This window comes from Streptomyces sp. NBC_01016, from assembly GCF_026341035.1.
GTDB lineage: Bacteria > Actinomycetota > Actinomycetes > Streptomycetales > Streptomycetaceae > Streptomyces.
In genome coordinates this window covers 2,144,102-2,160,333 of the sequence record NZ_JAPEOQ010000001.1, presented here as the reverse complement: position 1 = coordinate 2,160,333, position 16,232 = coordinate 2,144,102, and the positions used below count along the sequence as shown (strand labels likewise).

General features: G+C 71.0%; 14 protein-coding genes. 10 read left to right on the top strand and 4 right to left on the bottom strand.

The window, feature by feature from the left end:
* Positions 1-38: 38 nt before the first annotated feature.
* Positions 39-1,472 carry an amidase gene (locus tag OG746_RS10210; RefSeq protein ID WP_266713653.1) on the bottom strand — a complete coding sequence of 478 codons (1,434 nt, stop codon included), beginning with the start codon at positions 1,470-1,472 and terminating at the stop codon, positions 39-41.
* Between the two features lie 123 nt (positions 1,473-1,595).
* Positions 1,596-2,612 carry an Lrp/AsnC family transcriptional regulator gene (locus OG746_RS10205; RefSeq protein WP_266713651.1) on the bottom strand — a complete coding sequence of 339 codons (1,017 nt, stop codon included), beginning with the start codon at positions 2,610-2,612 and terminating at the stop codon, positions 1,596-1,598.
* 157 nt (positions 2,613-2,769) lie between these two features.
* Here OG746_RS10205 and OG746_RS10200 point away from each other — a divergent pair, with 157 nt between their 5' ends.
* From OG746_RS10200 to OG746_RS10175, 6 genes are read left to right on the top strand one after another with little or no spacing between them, the layout of a single operon-like run.
* Positions 2,770-4,032: a flavin-containing monooxygenase gene (locus OG746_RS10200; protein WP_266713649.1), complete on the top strand. Its 1,263-nt coding sequence runs from the start codon at positions 2,770-2,772 to the stop codon at positions 4,030-4,032.
* A gap of 13 nt (positions 4,033-4,045) precedes the next feature.
* Positions 4,046-4,528, top strand: coding sequence for a RidA family protein (locus OG746_RS10195; RefSeq protein WP_266713647.1), 483 nt, complete (start codon positions 4,046-4,048; stop codon positions 4,526-4,528).
* On the top strand, positions 4,525-5,199 hold the full coding sequence (locus tag OG746_RS10190; protein WP_266713645.1) for a DUF1028 domain-containing protein: 675 nt from the start codon (positions 4,525-4,527) through the stop codon (positions 5,197-5,199). Before OG746_RS10195 ends, OG746_RS10190 begins: the two co-directional genes overlap by 4 nt.
* Complete coding sequence (locus OG746_RS10185) at positions 5,199-6,344, top strand: M20 family metallopeptidase (RefSeq protein WP_266713643.1); 1,146 nt, start codon at positions 5,199-5,201, stop codon at positions 6,342-6,344. Before OG746_RS10190 ends, OG746_RS10185 begins: the two co-directional genes overlap by 1 nt.
* Positions 6,341-7,717 (top strand): MFS transporter, encoded by a 1,377-nt coding sequence (locus tag OG746_RS10180; protein WP_266713641.1) that lies wholly within the window; start codon positions 6,341-6,343, stop codon positions 7,715-7,717. Before OG746_RS10185 ends, OG746_RS10180 begins: the two co-directional genes overlap by 4 nt.
* Before the next feature lie 42 nt (positions 7,718-7,759).
* Positions 7,760-8,677: a LysR substrate-binding domain-containing protein gene (locus OG746_RS10175; protein WP_266713639.1), complete on the top strand. Its 918-nt coding sequence runs from the start codon at positions 7,760-7,762 to the stop codon at positions 8,675-8,677.
* Between the two features lie 12 nt (positions 8,678-8,689).
* Here OG746_RS10175 and OG746_RS10170 read toward each other — a convergent pair whose 3' ends face one another.
* Positions 8,690-9,301: a TetR/AcrR family transcriptional regulator gene (locus OG746_RS10170; RefSeq protein ID WP_266713637.1), complete on the bottom strand. Its 612-nt coding sequence runs from the start codon at positions 9,299-9,301 to the stop codon at positions 8,690-8,692.
* Between the two features lie 186 nt (positions 9,302-9,487).
* Between OG746_RS10170 and OG746_RS10165 the strand changes: the two genes are divergently transcribed.
* From OG746_RS10165 to OG746_RS10150, 4 genes are all read left to right on the top strand, one after another.
* The gene (locus OG746_RS10165) at positions 9,488-10,960 is read left to right on the top strand and encodes an aldehyde dehydrogenase (RefSeq protein ID WP_266713635.1); all 1,473 of its coding nucleotides are present in this window, start codon (positions 9,488-9,490) and stop codon (positions 10,958-10,960) included.
* A gap of 17 nt (positions 10,961-10,977) precedes the next feature.
* Positions 10,978-12,345, top strand: a complete 1,368-nt coding sequence (locus tag OG746_RS10160; RefSeq protein WP_266713633.1) for an aminotransferase family protein — start codon at positions 10,978-10,980, stop codon at positions 12,343-12,345.
* A 118-nt stretch (positions 12,346-12,463) separates the two neighbouring features.
* A complete protein-coding gene (locus OG746_RS10155) occupies positions 12,464-13,957 on the top strand; it encodes an APC family permease (protein ID WP_266713631.1) in 1,494 nt (497 codons plus the stop codon).
* A gap of 115 nt (positions 13,958-14,072) precedes the next feature.
* A complete protein-coding gene (locus OG746_RS10150; RefSeq protein ID WP_266713629.1) occupies positions 14,073-15,725 on the top strand; it encodes a GMC oxidoreductase in 1,653 nt (550 codons plus the stop codon).
* Positions 15,726-15,750: 25 nt separating this feature from the next.
* On the opposite strand, the gene OG746_RS10145 is transcribed toward OG746_RS10150, so the two are convergent.
* Positions 15,751-16,230 (bottom strand): carboxymuconolactone decarboxylase family protein, encoded by a 480-nt coding sequence (locus OG746_RS10145; protein WP_266718832.1) that lies wholly within the window; start codon positions 16,228-16,230, stop codon positions 15,751-15,753.
* Between the last annotated feature and the right edge of the window lie 2 nt (positions 16,231-16,232).

Below are 16,232 nucleotides of genomic sequence, written 5' to 3'. Positions count from 1 at the left end.
GCGGAAGGGAGATGAGCGTCAGGACGCTCTGTGAGTCGCTATGAGAGGTGGGGCGCGCGGCGTCCGTGTCCGGTGGCCGCCTCGTAGGCGGCGCCGATCTCGAGGACGTCGCGTTCGGCGCGCGGCGGGCCCACGATCTGCAGGCCGACGGGGAGCCCGGCGTCCGTGAAACCGGCGGGCACGGAGAGGGCGGGTGCGCCCAGGACGGTGAGCAGATACGCCGAGCGCATCCAGTCGAGGTAGCTGTGCTGCGGCTGCCCGTCGATGACGGTCGGGTACTCCATGTCCACGTCGAACGGCAGGACTTGGCTGACCGGGGCGATCAGCACGTCGTAGCGCTCGAAGAACCCGGCGGCCGCGAGGTGGATGCGGGTGTGCTCGGTGCGGGCGCGGGCCAGGTCGGCCGAGGTGAGCTTGATGCCCTCCTCGATGTTCCAGATCAGGCTGGGCTTGAGCTGCTCGCGGGAGGACTCCAGGAGCGGGCCGAGCCCGGTGCGGAAGGCCTGCGCCCGCAGTGTGAGGAAGACGTCCTCGGCGCCGTCCAGGTCCGGGCAGTCCTCGACGACGTGCGCGCCGGCCGCCTCGAACACCTTGACCTGCCGGGCGACGAGCTCGCGGACCTCGGGGTCGACGTGGACGCGGCCGCCGAGGTCGGGGGCGTACGCGACACGCAGCCCCTTCAGGTCGCGCTCCAGCGGGGCGCGGAACACGGATCCGGGGGTCTCCAGGGACTGCGGGCAGCGCGGGTCCGGGCCCGCCATCGCCGAGAGGAGGAGGGCGACGTCGGCGACGGTGCGGCCCATGGGTCCTGCGACGCCGAGCGTCTCCCACAGGTCGTTCGTGGGCAGCGAGGGCACGCGCCCCGGCGTGGTGCGCAGGCCGACGACGTTGCAGAACGAGGCCGGGTTGCGCAGCGAGCCGCCCATGTCGCTGCCGTCGGCGATCGGGGTGAGCCGGGCGGCGAGCGCGGCGGCGGCGCCACCGCTGCTGCCGCCTGCCGAGCGCGCCCGGTCGTACGGGTTCCGGGTCGCGCCGAAGACGGGGTTGAAGGTGTGCGAACCGGCCGCAAACTCGGGGACGTTGGTCTTTCCGATACGGATCGCTCCGGCCGACTGGACGCGCTCGACGAGGAGTTCGTCCTCGTCGGGCACGTGCTCGGCGAAGAGCGGCGAGCCGTGCGTGGTGCGCATGCCGCGGGTGAGGTGGGTGTCCTTGAAGGCGATGGGCAGCCCGTGCAGCGGCCCCAACTCGGCCCCGGATACCGCCAGTTCATCCGCCTGCCCGGCTGCCGCCAGTGCGCCTTCCGCGTCGAGCGTGACGATGGCGTTGAGCGCCGGGTTCACGCGCTCGATGCGGTCGAGGTGGGCGGAGACGAGCTCGCGCGCCGACAGTTCGCGGCGGCGGACAAGGCCGGCGAGCTCGACGGCGTCGAGCCCACAGAGGGAGTCGGAATCGGTGGGGCGTACGGGCATGACCGTCCTCGGGCAGGAGGCGACTGTGTGCGCCCTCACACTGCGGCGATCTGACCTTTTAAGTCAATGGCTCGTACTGGATGAACTTTTCGGACGCCAGATTTACGGAACTGGCATTTACGGTCACACGGTTGAAACCTCACCCTGTGAGCCTCGAACGGTGGGCACGGTGGGCACCCCGCTGCGCTTCCACGCCTCGACCACGAGGTGGGACTGCACGGACTCGGCCCTGCGCACCCACGCCGCTTCCGCCAGGAAGGCGTGCAGCGCCTCCTTCGACGGCTGCGTCACGTCGACGAGCAGCTGGTGCTCCCCCATGACCACGGCCGCGTACCGCACCAGCGGCGACTCGACGAGCAGCCGCCCCACCTCCTCGACCTCGCCGGGCCGGGTCCTGATCCACAGCAGCGCCTGCACGGGCAGGCCGAGCAGCGCGGGCTCCACGACCGCGCGGATGCTGACGATCCCGGCTCGGCTCAGCGCCTCGACCCGGCGCCTGGCCGTGGCGACCGAGACCCCGGCGACGGCGGCGAGTTCGTCGTTGGTGCAGCGCCCGTCCGCGGCGAGGGCGCGCAGGATGGCCTCCTCGTCGGGCGCGAGCTCGACGTCGCCCAGGCCCACTCGGTCGTCCGGTCGCTCGGCGCCCCCGAGCGCCTCGACCTCGGCGTCGTCGAGGATGCCCGGCGACCACTCGTGCACGGTGCGGAAGTAGCGCAACACGGGCGAGACCTGCTGCTGCACGAGCCCTGGAAGGGCGGGCACCTCGTCCAGCATCAGACGGCCCAACTGCCCTGGCGGGCACTGCAGTTCCGCCACGCAGTCGGCGACGCCCGCGAGCACGTACGAGAAGACGACGTCGGGCCGCCGGGCCGTGGCGAGGGCCGCCTCCCGCACGGATCCCGGCCGACAGTTCATCCGCAGGATCACGGTCTCGCCGCGCACGACGAGCCCGCGCACCGCGACGTCCCCGCTCTCCACGAGCCGGTGCCCGCGCCGCGCCACCTTCCGCTCCGGCTCCCCCAGCACATCGGCGATCCGCCGCCAGGAGGCCCGGCCGTCGATCTGCAGGGCGGCGACGATGCGGCGGTCGAGCCCGTCGAGGGGAGCGGGGCGCGCGGTCGGGTTCTGCTCGGTGGTCACGGAACGACCCTAGTCGAGCCGTCCTGACCCACATCTGAAAAACAGATCACTCACCCCGGAAACATCTGTTGGACAGGGTTGAGGGGGCGGCGAAGGATGTCTCGTGCGGTGCCGCGGAACCAGCGATGGACCAATTACCGCTTGAGTGGAGGCTTCAATGCCCAATGAAGAAACGGACGTTGTCGTCGTAGGTGCAGGTCAGGCCGGTATCGCGATGAGCGAGCACCTGGGGAACCTGGGCATCGCGCACATCGTCCTCGAACGGGACCGGATCGCCGAGCGATGGCGCACCCAGCGCTGGGACTCGCTCGTCGCGAACGGGCCCGCCTGGCACGACCGGTTCCCGAACCTGGAGTTCCCCGACGTCGGCCCCGACGCCTTCGCGACGAAGGAGCAGGTCGCGGAGTACTTCGAGCGGTACGCCGAGAAGATCGACTCCCCGGTGCGGTGCGGCGTCGAGGTGTCCAAGGTGCGCAAGCACGAGGGGCGCCCCGGCTTCCGGGTCGAGACGTCCGAGGGCACCATCGACGCGGGATTCGTGGTGGCCGCGACCGGGCCCTTCCAGCGGCCCGTGATCCCGCCCATCGTGCCGGAGGGCGCGGTCAGTACGCAGATCCACTCCAGCGAGTACCGCAACCCGGAGCAGCTGCCCGAGGGCGCGGTGCTGGTGGTCGGAGCGGGTTCGTCGGGCGTGCAGATCGCCGACGAGCTGCGCCGCTCGGGCCGCGAGGTCTTCCTGTCCGTGGGGCCGCACGACCGTCCGCCGCGGCAGTACCGCGGGCGTGACTTCTGCTGGTGGCTCGGGGTGCTCGGGCTCTGGGACCTGACGACGCCGCCGCAGGGCGCCGCCCACGTGACCATCGCGGTCAGCGGGGCGCGCGGCGGCCACTCCGTGGACTTCCGCGAGCTGGCCGGCACCGGTATCGAACTCCTCGGCATGACCTCGGCGTACGAGGACGGGCTGCTGAGCTTCGCGCCCGACCTCGCCGGGAACATCGCGCTCGGCGACGAGAAGTACCTGGAGCTGCTGCGCGCGGCCGACGCGTACACCGAGCGCAACGGGCTCGACCTCCCCGAGGAGCCCGAGGCCCACGTCCTCGGCCCCGACCCGGAGTGCATGACGGACCCGCGCCTCGCGCTCGACCTGGCCGGAGCCGGTGTCACCTCGATCGTCTGGGCCACGGGCTTCGCCGCCGACTACAGCTGGCTCGACGTCGACGCGTACGACGAGAACGGCCGCCCCGACCAGCGCCGCGGGGTCTCCACCGAGCCCGGCGTCTACTTCCTGGGCCTGCCCTGGCTGTCCCGGCGCGGCTCCAGCTTCATCTGGGGTGTCTGGCACGACGCCAAGTACGTCGCCGACCACATCACGACCCGGCGCGGATACCTCTCGTACCACCGACCGCAGCACCAGGACTGAGGAGCAGAGCACCATGGCCAACGCCCCGATCGTGGCCGGCGGGCACACCCGGATCCGGCCGTTCAACACCCGCGACACCTACCCCGAGCAGAACCTCGACAACGACCTCTGCCAGGCCGTCGTCGCCGGCGACACGGTGTACGTCCGCGGCCAGATCGGCCAGGACCTCGACACCAGCGAGAACGTCGGCGTCGGCGACGCGGAGGCGCAGGCCGAGCAGGCCATGGCGAACATCAAGATGCTGCTCGAGGAGTCGGGCAGCCGGATGGAACACCTGGTCAAGCTGACGATCTACCTGATCGACCCGCGCTACCGGGAGGCCGTGTACCGCACGGTCGGCCGCTGGACCAAGGGCGTCCACCCCATCTCCACCGGCATCGTGGTCTCCGCGCTCGCCCGCCCTGAGTGGCTGTGCGAGATCGACGCGGTCGCGGTGATCCCGAAGGACGCGAACGACGCGCAGGACTCTCGGGATTCGAAGGAGGCGCGGGCATGACGTTCTCCCTGGTGGTACGCGACGGTGAGCGGTTCGGCATCGCGGGCAGCTCGTCGAGCCCCGCGGTCGCCGCCCGCATCGCCCATCTGCGGCCCGGCGTCGGCGCGGCGAGCTCGCAGAACATCACCGACCCGACGCTCGGCACGAGCCTGCTCGACGCCCTCGCCGAACACGGCGACGCGGAGCGTGCGCTGGCCGACGTCACCGGCGCCGCGCGCAACGAAAAGACCATCGCCTACCGGCAGTTGACGGTTCTCGGGCGGCAGGGTCCGGGCTTCGCGTACAGCGGCCCGCACACCCTCGGCACGTATGCGAGCGCCACCGCCGACGGCGCCGTCGCGGCGGGGAACATGCTCTCCGGCAAGCACATCCCCGGCGTGCTCCTGGAGGCGTACCAGGAAGCCACCGGCGAGCTGGAGGAGCGGCTGATCGCCGCCATGAAGGCCGCCGTCGCGGCGGGCGGCGAGGAGGGCCCGGTGCACTCGGCGGGCCTGTCGGTCGTCGCCGACGTCGGCTGGCGGGTCACCGACCTGCGGATCGACTGGGCGGACGACCCGATCGACCGGCTCGGCGAGCTCCTCGACGTATGGCTGCCGCAGCGGGACGACTACGTGACGCGCGGCCTCGACCCGGCGAGCTCGCCCTCGTACGGCGTTCCGGGAGACCAGTGATGAGTGCCCTGAAGGAGGCGGCCCGCAAGGAGGTCGACCGGCACGCAGGCCAACTGATCGCCCTGTCCGAGCAGTTGCACGCCGACCCGGAGACCGCCTGGGAGGAACACCGGGCGGCCGCCGCCGTGCCGGAGCTGCTCGACCGGGCCGGATTCGACGTCACGTCGAAGTATCTGGGCCTGGACACCGCGTTCCACGCCTCCTTCGGCAGCGGGCCGCGGCGGATCGCGCTGTGCGCCGAGTACGACGCGCTGCCCGGCCTCGGCCACGCGTGCGGGCACAACCTGATCGCGGCCTCGTCCGTCGGCGCCGCGCTCGGCCTCGCCGCCGTCGCCGACGACCTGGGGCTCACCGTGGAGGTCTACGGCACCCCCGCCGAGGAGGGCGGCGGCGGCAAGATCGAGCTGCTCGACCGGGGCGCCTTCGCCGGGGTCGACCTCGCGATGATGGCGCACCCGGCGCCGGTCGACGTCGCCGAGGCGCAGCCGTTCGCGGTCAGCCACTCCAAGGTCGCGTACACCGGGAAGTCCGCGCACGCCGCCGCCTACCCGGAGGCCGGGGTCAACGCGGCCGACGCCTTCACCGTGGCCCAGGTCGCCATCGGCCTGCTGCGCCAGCAACTCCCGGCCTCCGCGCGGGTGCACGGCGTCGTGACCCACGCCGGGGACGCCCCGAACGCCATCCCGGAGCGCGCCTCGGGCCGCTGGTACGTGCGCGCCGAAACCCTCGCCGAACTCGCGGAGTTGGAGCCGCGCGTCATGCGGGCCTTCGAGGCGGGCGCCCTCGCGACGGGCTGCGAGCTGGAGATCGAACCGGAGAGCAAGCCGTACGCGGAGTTCCGCGCGGACGAGACCGCGCTCGCGCACTACCGCGCCAACGCCCTCGACCTCGGGCGGGAGTTCGCGCCGCCCGGACAGGCCGCGCGCATGAACCGCGCCTCCACCGACATGGGCAACGTGTCGCAGGTGGTGCCCGCCATCCACCCCTACATCGGCATCGGCTCCCTGCCCGCCACCAACCACCAGCACGAGTTCGCCGCGTACTGCGTCGGTGGCACCGCCGAGCGGGCGCTGCTCGACGCCGCGGTCGCGCTGGCGTGGACGGGCGTGGACCGCGCCGGACCATCCGAGGAGGCGACGACATGACCCTCACCGATCCCCAGGAAAGCGCGGCCGACGCGCCCACCGACGTCGCGACGCTGCGCAGGAGCGTCGCGGCCGGGGCCGTCGGCGTCTTCGTGCACTGGTTCGACTGGGCCGCGTACGCCTATCTCGCGGGCACCGTCGCGACCGTGTTCTTCCCCGCCGACGACAGCACGACCGGGCTGCTCGCCGTGTTCGGCGTCTTCGCGGTCTCGTTCGGCGTCCGGCCGATCGGCGCCCTCGTCTTCGGGCCGCTCGGCGACAAGATCGGCCGCAAGCGCACGCTGTCCCTGGTCATCTTCATGATGTCCGGCGCGACCCTGGCGATCGGACTCCTCCCCGGCTACGAATCGATCGGCATCGCGGCACCGATCCTCCTGGTGGTGCTCCGCCTCATCCAGGGGTTCGCGGCGGGCGGCGAGTTCGGCAGCGCGGCCAGCTTCCTCGCCGAGAGCGCGCCGCGCCGCCGCCGCGGTTTCGGCGTGAGCTGGCTGGAGGTCGGCTCGCTGCTCGGCTTCCTGGCCGGCTCGTTCGTCTTCCTGCTGCTGTCCTCGGGGCTCGACGAGGCGCAGCTCACCTCCTGGGGCTGGCGGATCCCGTTCCTGATCGCGGCGCCGCTCGGCATCATCGGCGTGGTCATCCGCAACAAGATCGAGGACACCCCGGAGTACCGGGCCCTCGAAGAGAACGACACGGTCCCGCGCAGCCCGGCCCGCGAGCTGCTGCGCACCCACAAGCGCCAACTGCTGCAAGCGGCAGGCTTGATGACGGCCATGCACGTGCCGTTCTACGCGGTCCTCACCTACCTGGTCACGTACGAGACCGACCACCTCGGCCACTCCGCCGACAGCGCGGCCCTGCTGTCCACCGTGATCTCCCTGCTCGGCCTCGTGCTCGTGCCGCTGTTCGGCGCGCTGTCCGACCGGGTGGGGCGCAAGCCGGTGTTCATCGGGGCGACGGCGGCCCTCCTGGTCGTCTCCACCCCGGCGTTCTGGCTGATGCGGACCGGGATGGCCGGGACCTGGATCGGCGGCCTCGCGCTCGGCGCGATCCTGGCGGCGATCCTCGGCACGTACGCGGTGTGGTCGGCGGAGGTCTTCCCCACGCGCACCCGGCAGAGCGGGCTCTCCATCTCGTACAACGTGACGGCGGCGCTGTTCGCGGGCACCGTGCCGTACCTGATGACGCTGCTCATCTCGGCGACCGGGAGCACGCTGGTGCCGGGCCCGTACCTGATGGTGTTCGCCGTAGGCGGGCTCGTCGCGGCGGTGTCCCTGAAGGAGACGGCCGGGTCGGCGCTGCTGCACCCCGAGGACGTACGGGAGTCGACCTCCGCACAGGAGTCGACCTCCGTACAGGAGGAGAGCGCGGCTTAGAGTCGGGCGCACGCACCCGGTTCATCTGGCACGAGGTCTCGCATGACGTCTCCGTTGGGTTTCACGCTCGTTCAGCTGCGCTACTTCCTGGTCGCGGCCGAACGCGGCTCGATGACGGAGGCGTCCGCGGAGCTGCACATCGCGCAGTCCGCCGTGTCCGCCGCCATCCACAACCTGGAGCGCGACCTCCAGGTGCAGCTGTTCATCCGCCGCAGGGGCCGGGGCCTGACCCTGACCCCCGCCGGGGAGCGGCTGCGGGCGCAGGGCCGTGACCTCCTCGCCCGCGCGCGCGAGGTCGAGCGGGAGGCGCGCGGGGACGGCGCGGAGCTGTCGGGCCCCGTGACGGTCGGCTGTTTCGTGACGCTCGCGCCGTACTACCTGCCGCACCTGTTCAGCGAGTGCACGCGCCGCCACCCGGGCATCGAGATCGACGTCGTGGAGGCCGAGGCGGACGAACTCGTCGAGGCCCTGACGACGGGCCGCATCGACTTCGCCCTCACCTACGACCTGGGCCTGTCGACCGAGCCGGAGCTGCGCAGCGAGACGATCGCCCGCGCCCCCGCCTACGTCATCGTCGCGGCCGACCACCCCCTCGCAGGCCAGGGCAGCGTGTCCCTCGCCGAGCTTTCCGCGGAGCCGCTCGTCCTCCTCGACCTCCCGCACAGCCGCGACTACTTCCGCTCCCTCGTCGCCGCCACCGGCACCGCCCCCGACGTCCGCTACCGCACCCGCAGCTACGAGACCGTGCGCTCCATGGTGGCCCGCGGCCTCGGCTACTCGGTGCTCAACCAGCGCCCCGCCACCGGTCTGACCTACGGCGGAGGCGAGATCGCGGAGCTCGAACTCCGGGACGCCGGGCGCCCGTTGGAGGTCAGGATCGCCTCGCTCGGCGGCATGACGCAGAGCGCGCGGGCCCGCGCGGTGATGGACGTACTGCGGGACAGCGCCGACGCCACGTGAGGCGTCAAGGCGTCACAGGTCGGCGCACCCCGTGACCGCCCGCGCGTGGACCCGGATCAGGCGCTGGACCTCGGCCCGCGTCAGACCGGCGTTGCGGCTCACGATGTGCAGTCCGTAGCCGTCCTCCAGCGCGACCAGGTTCCTGGCCAGGTCACCCACGGGCCCCGCCAGGGTGAACACCCCTGTCGCGGCGCCCACTTCGAGCACCGTGGCGTACAGGCCCACCTCGCTGGCGAACAGTGACGCCATCAGTTCGGCGTGTCCGGGGCTGCGGTCGGCCCTGCGGTGCAGCTCGAAGAGGAGCCCGTGCGTCGCGTCGCCGGGGGCGGACGGCAGACCGGAGGTGATCAGCGCGCGCAGCCGCGCCACCGGGTCGGCCACCTCGTCGGTGACCTCGTGCCGCGCGGCCAGGAAGCGCTCGACCGCGCCCCGGTGCACCTCCAGGACCAGCTCGTCCAGCTCCGGGTAGTAGTAGAGGACCGACCCCGCGGACATGCCTGCCTCGGCCGCGATGTCCTTGATGCGCAGGCCTTCGAGGCCCCGCTCCGTGATGGCCCGCCCCGCCGCGTCCACGAGCGCCTCGCGCCGCGCGGTCTGGTTCTTCGGTCTCCCCGGTTTACCCATGCGGTTAATTCTCTGTTACCGAGTTCAAGGAAATCAAGCCGATCGCGCGGAACCCATTGACGGGCCGCTGACGCATTGTTTGAATCCAACTTCAAAGATCTCGCAGGCCGTAGATCCCGCACAGGCCAAGATCTCGCACAGACCGCTCCCGTACGCCCCGTGCCGTACGCAATCGAAGGTCACCGCATGACGACGCACTCGCACTGGCGGCAGCGCGCCGCCGAGTTCGCACCCCGCACCCGCCTCTACATCGACGGAGCGTGGGCCGACCCCTCGGACGGGGAGTGGCTCCCCACCGTCAACCCGGCCACCGGCAAGACCGTCGCCGACGTGGCGGTCGCCTCGGCCGCCGACGTCGACCGGGCCGTGGCCGCCGCCCGCGCCTCCTTCGAGGCCGGCCGCTGGTCGCGCGCCGACCCGGCCGAACGCAAGCGCGTCCTCCTGGAGTTGGCCCGCCTGATCGAGGCCAACGGCGAGGAGCTCGCCCTCTGCGACACCCTCGACATGGGCAAGCCGATCGCCGAGTCGTACGGCACCGACGTGCCCGGCGCCGCCGGCGTCTTCGCCTGGTACGCCGAGGCGATCGACAAGCTGTACGACGAGGTGGCGCCCGCCCCGCCCGGCAATCTCGCCCTGGTGCGACGCGCCCCGCTGGGCGTGGTCGGCGCGGTGGTGCCGTGGAACTTCCCGCTGGACATCGCGAGTTGGAAGCTGGCGCCCGCGCTCGCGGCCGGCAACAGCGTCGTGCTCAAGCCCGCCGAGCAGTCGCCGCTCTCCGCGCTCCGCCTCGCCGAACTCGCCACGGAGGCTGGGCTCCCGGACGGCGTCCTGAACGTCGTGCCGGGGCCCGGCGAGGTGACGGGCCGCGCGCTCGGCCTGCACCCCGACGTCGACACCCTCGTCTTCACCGGCTCCACCGCCGTGGCCAGGAAGTTCCTCGGCTACTCCGCCGAGTCGAACATGAAGCAGGTGTGGCCCGAGGCCGGCGGCAAGAGCCCCAACGTGGTCTTCGCCGACGCCGATCTGGAGGCCGCCGCGGAGCGCGCCGCGTGGGGCTTCGCGTACAACGCCGGGCAGGTCTGCTCCTCCAACACGCGACTCCTGGTGGAGGCCTCGATCGCCGAGGAGTTCACCGCCCGCGTCGCCGAGCACGCCCGCGCCTGGGTCCCCGGCGACCCGCTCGACCCCGCGACGCGGATCGGCCCGCTGGTCGACGAGGCGCAGGTGGAGCGGGTGCTCGCCGCGGTACGCGCCGCGGGCGGCACGCTCGCCTGCGGCGGCACCCGGCCGGACCGCGAGGGCGCGTACCTGGACCCGACGGTCGTCACCGGCCTCGCTCCCGAATCCCCGCTCGTACGGGAGGAGTTGTTCGGCCCTGTCCTCGCGGTCCTGCCGTTCCGCGACGAGGCGGAGGCGGTCCGCCTCGCCAACGACTCCGCGTACGGCCTGGCCGCCTCCGTGTGGACGCGGGACATCGGCCGCGCCCACCGCGTCGCCGACGCCCTGACCGCGGGCACCGTCTCGGTCAACACCGTCGACGCGCTCAGCCCGCTCACCCCCTTCGGCGGCTTCAAGCAGTCGGGCCACGGCCGCGACCTCTCCCTGCACTCCTTCGACAAGTACACGGGGCTGAAGACCACGTGGATCGCGTACAAGTGAAAGGGCTTGACCACACCATGAGCCGCACCGCAGACCAGCTCGCCGCCCTCGACCGGGCACACATCATCCACCCCTACCTGCCGGGCAGCGCCACCGAGCGCGTCGTGATGACCGAGGGGGCGGGCTGCCGACTGACCGACTCCGAGGGCCGGAGCTACCTCGACGCCACCGGCGGACTGTGGCTGGCCCAGGTCGGCCACGGCCGCGAGGACCTGGCGGACGTCGCCCACGAGCAGATGAAGAAGCTCGAGTACTTCACCAGCTTCTGGGAGTTCTCCAACGACCGCGCCATCGAACTCGCCGCGCGACTCGCCGAGTTGGCGCCGGACCCGCTGAACCACGTCTACTTCACGTCCGGCGGCTCGGAGGGCAACGAGGCGGCCATCAAGATGGCCCGCTACTACCACCACCGCCGCGGCGACACCGACCGCACCTGGATCCTGGCGCGCGACAAGGCGTACCACGGCATCGGCTACGGCGGCGGCTCGGCCACCGGCTTCCCGCTGTACCACGAGGGCTTCGCCCCGATGATGCCGCACGTCTCGCACCTGACGCCGCCGTGGCCGTACCGCACCGACCTGTACGGCGGCGAGGCTGTTTCTCCACAAGAGGTGACGGATTTCCTGATCCGCGAACTGGAGGGGCGCATCGCGGAGATCGGCGCGAAGAACATCGCGGCGATGATCGGCGAGCCCATCATGGGCGTCGGCGGCATGCTCGTCCCGCCGGCCGACTACTGGCCGCGCGTGCGCGAGGTCCTGGACCGCCACGGCATCCTGCTCATCTTCGACGAGGTCGTCACCGCGTACGGGCGCGTGGGCGAGTGGTTCGCCGCCCAGTACTTCGGCGTCACGCCCGACATCATCGTCACCGCCAAGGGCATCACCTCCGGCTACGTGCCGCTGGGCGCGCTGATGGTCGCGGACCAGGTGGCGGAGGTCCTGCTCCGGGACCACGGTTTCCCGATGGGCTACACGTACAACGGTCACCCCGTCGCGACCGCCGTCGCCCTCGCCAACCTCGACGTCATCGAGAAGGAGGGCCTGCTGGGGCGGGCGAAGACGATCGGCGCCACGCTGCACGGCGAACTCCAGTCGCAGCTGGGCGACTTGCCGATCGTCGGCGAGATCCGCTCGGTGGGCATGATGCTCGCGGTGGAACTGGTGGCGGACCGCGCCACGCGTGCCCCGCTCCCCTTGAACCCCGACCGGATGCCGCACGACGTGATCCGCCGCGAGACCGGCGTCATCGTCCGCGACTCCGCGCACAGCCTGGTCCTGTCGCCGCCGCTGATCATGACGGAGACGGAGACCAAGGAGGTGGCGTCGGCGCTGCGCGGCGTACTGGAGCGCACGGACGCTTCCGGAGAGATCCGGGAGGCGTGACACTACGGGGCCCGGCGGTGCGTACCGCCGGGCCCCGGCCCGCACGTGGTCACGCCCGCACCCCGCACACCCGCACGCCTCAGCTCGCAGTCCCCGACTCCCGCCTTAGGACCTGCCCGTGCCCACGAACAGCCCCTCCGCAGCACCACAGAAGCCGCACGACACCACACCGGACTCGAACTCGAACCTGAAGCGCAGCCTGAAGCGCTTCGACATCACGGCCATGGCCGTGGCCGCGGTGATCTCCTTCGACACCATCGGCCAGATCGCCACCGGCGGCGGCGAAGCGGCCACCTGGACCGCCGTCATCGCCCTGTTCTTCCTGCTCCCCTACGCCCTGCTGTTCGCGGAGACCGGCGCCGCGTTCCCGCAGGAGGGCGGCCCGTACGTCTGGGTGAAGCTGGCCCTCGGCCGCCCGGCAGCGGCCCTCACCACACTCTTCTACTGGGTCACGAACCCGATCTGGCTGGGCGGTTCGCTGGTCTTCCTCGCCGCCGAGACCTGGGACGGCTTCGTCTTCCACCTGGGCTCGGGCACGTTCGCCGACTACACGTTCAAGCTGCTCTTCGTGTGGATCGCGATCCTCACGGCGATCGTCTCGCTCAGCCGCGGCAAGTGGATCACGACGGCGGGCGCGGCGGTAAAGGTCCTGTCGCTCGCACTCTTCACGATCACCGCGATCCTGTACGGGGCGGAACACGGCTTCCAGGGCCTGGCGACCGCCCACTTCGCCCCCACGACAGCCGGCTTCCTCGCCCTCGTCCCGATCCTGCTCTTCGCCTACGTGGGGTTCGAGGCACCGAACGCGGCGGGCGAGGAGATGCACGACCCGCAGCACGACGTCCCCGCGGCGCTGGGCCGCTCGGCGACGATCGCGGCGGCCTGCTACCTCCTCCCGGTCCTCGCCCTCCTCGCGGTCGTCCCCGCGAACAAGGTCACCGGCATCGGCGGCTTCATGGAGGGCGTCCGCCTGGTCTTCGGCGTCTACGGCCCGGCAGCCGGCCCCCTCCTCACCACCACGGCGGTGATGTTCGTCTTCGCCCTCCTCACGCAGGGCAGCGCGTGGATGATCGTCAGCGACCGCATGCAGGCGATGGCGGCGGCCGACGGCGGCTTCTTCAGCCGCGCGCTCGGCGCCTTCCACCCGAAGCTCGGCACCCCGGTCCGCACGAACCTGCTCTCCGGCGCGGTGGCCACGGTGTTCATGCTCGCGGCGATGCAACTGGTGAAGGGCGACACGGGCGCGATCTTCGGCGTGGTCCTGACGGTGGCGGTGACGACACTTCTCCTCTCCTACCTCCTGGTCGTCCCCGCCCTGGTGGTCCTGCGCGTGCGCCGCCCGGAGGTCCCCCGCCCCTACCAAGTCCCCTTCGGCAACCGGGGATTCATGGCCTGCACGGCCCTCGTCTACGCCTGGATCCTGGTCGGCTCCTGGTCGGCCCTCTTCCCCGGCGTCCTGGAGTCCGTCTTCGGCATCGACTACGACTTCATGGACACCTGGGGCGTCTCCCGCACCACGTTCGAAACGTTCACGCTGGGCACGATCGTGGTGCTGCTCCTGGTGGGCACGGCGGGCCTCGCGGCGGCCCGCCGCTCTGAGCGACGGCCGTGAGTCAGGAGCCGTACGGGTACAAGATCGGACAGAAGTTACTTCTAGGTATGCAGTGACTTAATGAGCCAGTAGCAGTAGAACTCGTTCTCATTCGTACGAGAGTGAGGGACGTCATATGAGTGGCACACCCATGCGCCCTACCGCCCAGGAGGGCGTCACACGTCGAAGATTCATCGCTGGAACCGGTTCCATCGTCGGCGTCGCCACGCTCGCGAGTCAGCTCGCCGCGAGCCGGGCGCAGGCCGCCACCCCAGCCGCGGCGGCCGCCGTCATCGGCGACGGGGCCCGTGTCCCCGTCCTGGTGATCGGCACCGGGTACGGCGGCTCCGTCGCCGCCCTGCGCCTCGCGCAGGCGGGCATCGACGTCCACATGATCGAGATGGGCATGGCCTGGGACACCCCCGGCTCCGACGGCAAGATCTTCGCCCACACGACCTCACCCGACGGCCGTTCCTACTGGCTGCGCACCAAGACAAAACAGCCCCTGAGCAACTTCCTCGGCTTCCCGATCGACCGGAACATCCCCCGCTACACCGGGATCCTCGACGCCGAGGAGATGGGCGGGATCATCGTCTACCAGGGCCGAGGCGTCGGCGGCGGCTCACTGGTCAACGGCGGCATGGCGGTCACACCCAAGCGCGAGAACTTCGGCGCCGTCCTCCCGTCGGTCGACGCCGACGAGATGTACTCGACGTACTATCCGCGCGCCAACGCCGGTCTCGGCGTCAGCACCATCGACCCCGCCTGGTTCGACAGCGTCGACTGCTACCAGTACTCCCGGGTCGGCCGTAAGCACGCCCAGCGCTCCGGCTTCCCGTACGTCTTCGTGCCCGGCGTCTACGACTGGGACTACATGAAGCAGGAGGCGGCGGGAACGGTCCCCAAGTCGGCGGTCTCCGGCGAGATCCTCTACGGCAACAACTACGGCAAGAAGTCCCTCCAGAAGACCTACATCGCGAAGGCCACCGCCACCGGCAGGGTCACCATCTCCCCGCTGCACAAGGTCACCACGGTCTCCCCCGCGTCCGGCGGCGGCTACACCGTCGTCATCGAGCAGCTCGACACCGGCGGCACCACCACGGCCACCAAGACCGTGACCGCGGACAGGGTGTTCTTCGCCGCCGGCAGCGTCGGCACCAGCAAGCTCCTGGTCAAACTGAAGGCCACCGGCGCGCTGCCCCAACTGAACGGGGAGATCGGCAAGGGCTGGGGTGACAACGGCAACGTCATGTGCGGCCGCGCCAACCACGTGTGGGACGCGACCGGCTCGGTCCAGTCGGCCATCCCCACCGGCGGCATCGACAACTGGGCGGCCGGTGGAGCGTTCGCCGAGGTCGCGCCGCTGCCCACCGGGATCGAGACCTACGCCTCGTTCTACCTCTCGATCACCAAGAACCCGAACCGTGCCGCGTTCACCTGGAACGCCGCCGCGAACAAGGTGGAGCTGAACTGGCAGACGGCATGGAAGCAGCCGTCCATCGACGCCGCCAAGACCATCTTCGACAAGATCAACTCAAAGGAGGGGACGATCTACCGCACCGATCTGTTCGGCACGTACAAGATCTGGGGCGACCACCTCACCTACCACCCGCTCGGCGGCGCCGTCCTGAACAAGGCCACCGACAACTACGGCCGTCTGCACGGCCATCCGGGCCTGTACGTCATCGATGGCTCACTGATCCCCGGCAACGTGAGCGTCAACCCGTTCGTCACCATCACGGCGCTCGCCGAGCGGAACATCGAGAAGATCATCGCCACCGATCTGTAGCAACTCCCCTCAATGACCGGGGAGTTCAATGACCGGGGAGTACGCACACCGTGTCGAGGCCGAGCACATGGTTGAGCCGGCCGAACGCCAGCCAGGAACCGATGCTCATACTCAGCTCCACGATCTCGTGCTGGCTGTAGTGCGCGGTCATCCGCGTCCAGAACTCCTCGTCGAGGCCGTGGTGATCCAGGGCGTACCGCTCGGCGTACTCGGCGGCAAGACGTGTGCGGTCGTCGAAGGCGTCGGTGGTGCGCCACTGGGTCACCGCGTCGGCGAACTCCTCCTCGACCTTCCGTCCCTCGCGTTCGGTCCGCCAGTCGAGGCAGAAGAGGCACCCGTTGATCTGCGCGATGCGCAGCCGCGCGGCCTCGAACTCCCGCAGGCCCAGGGTCGTGTGCTCGTACACCGAGAGGGAGAAGTTCGCGGCGGCCATGCCGATCCCGGGAACCATGTCACCCCACACGTACCCGATCGGCTCCTGCCCCTCGGGAATGTCTATGTTCATCG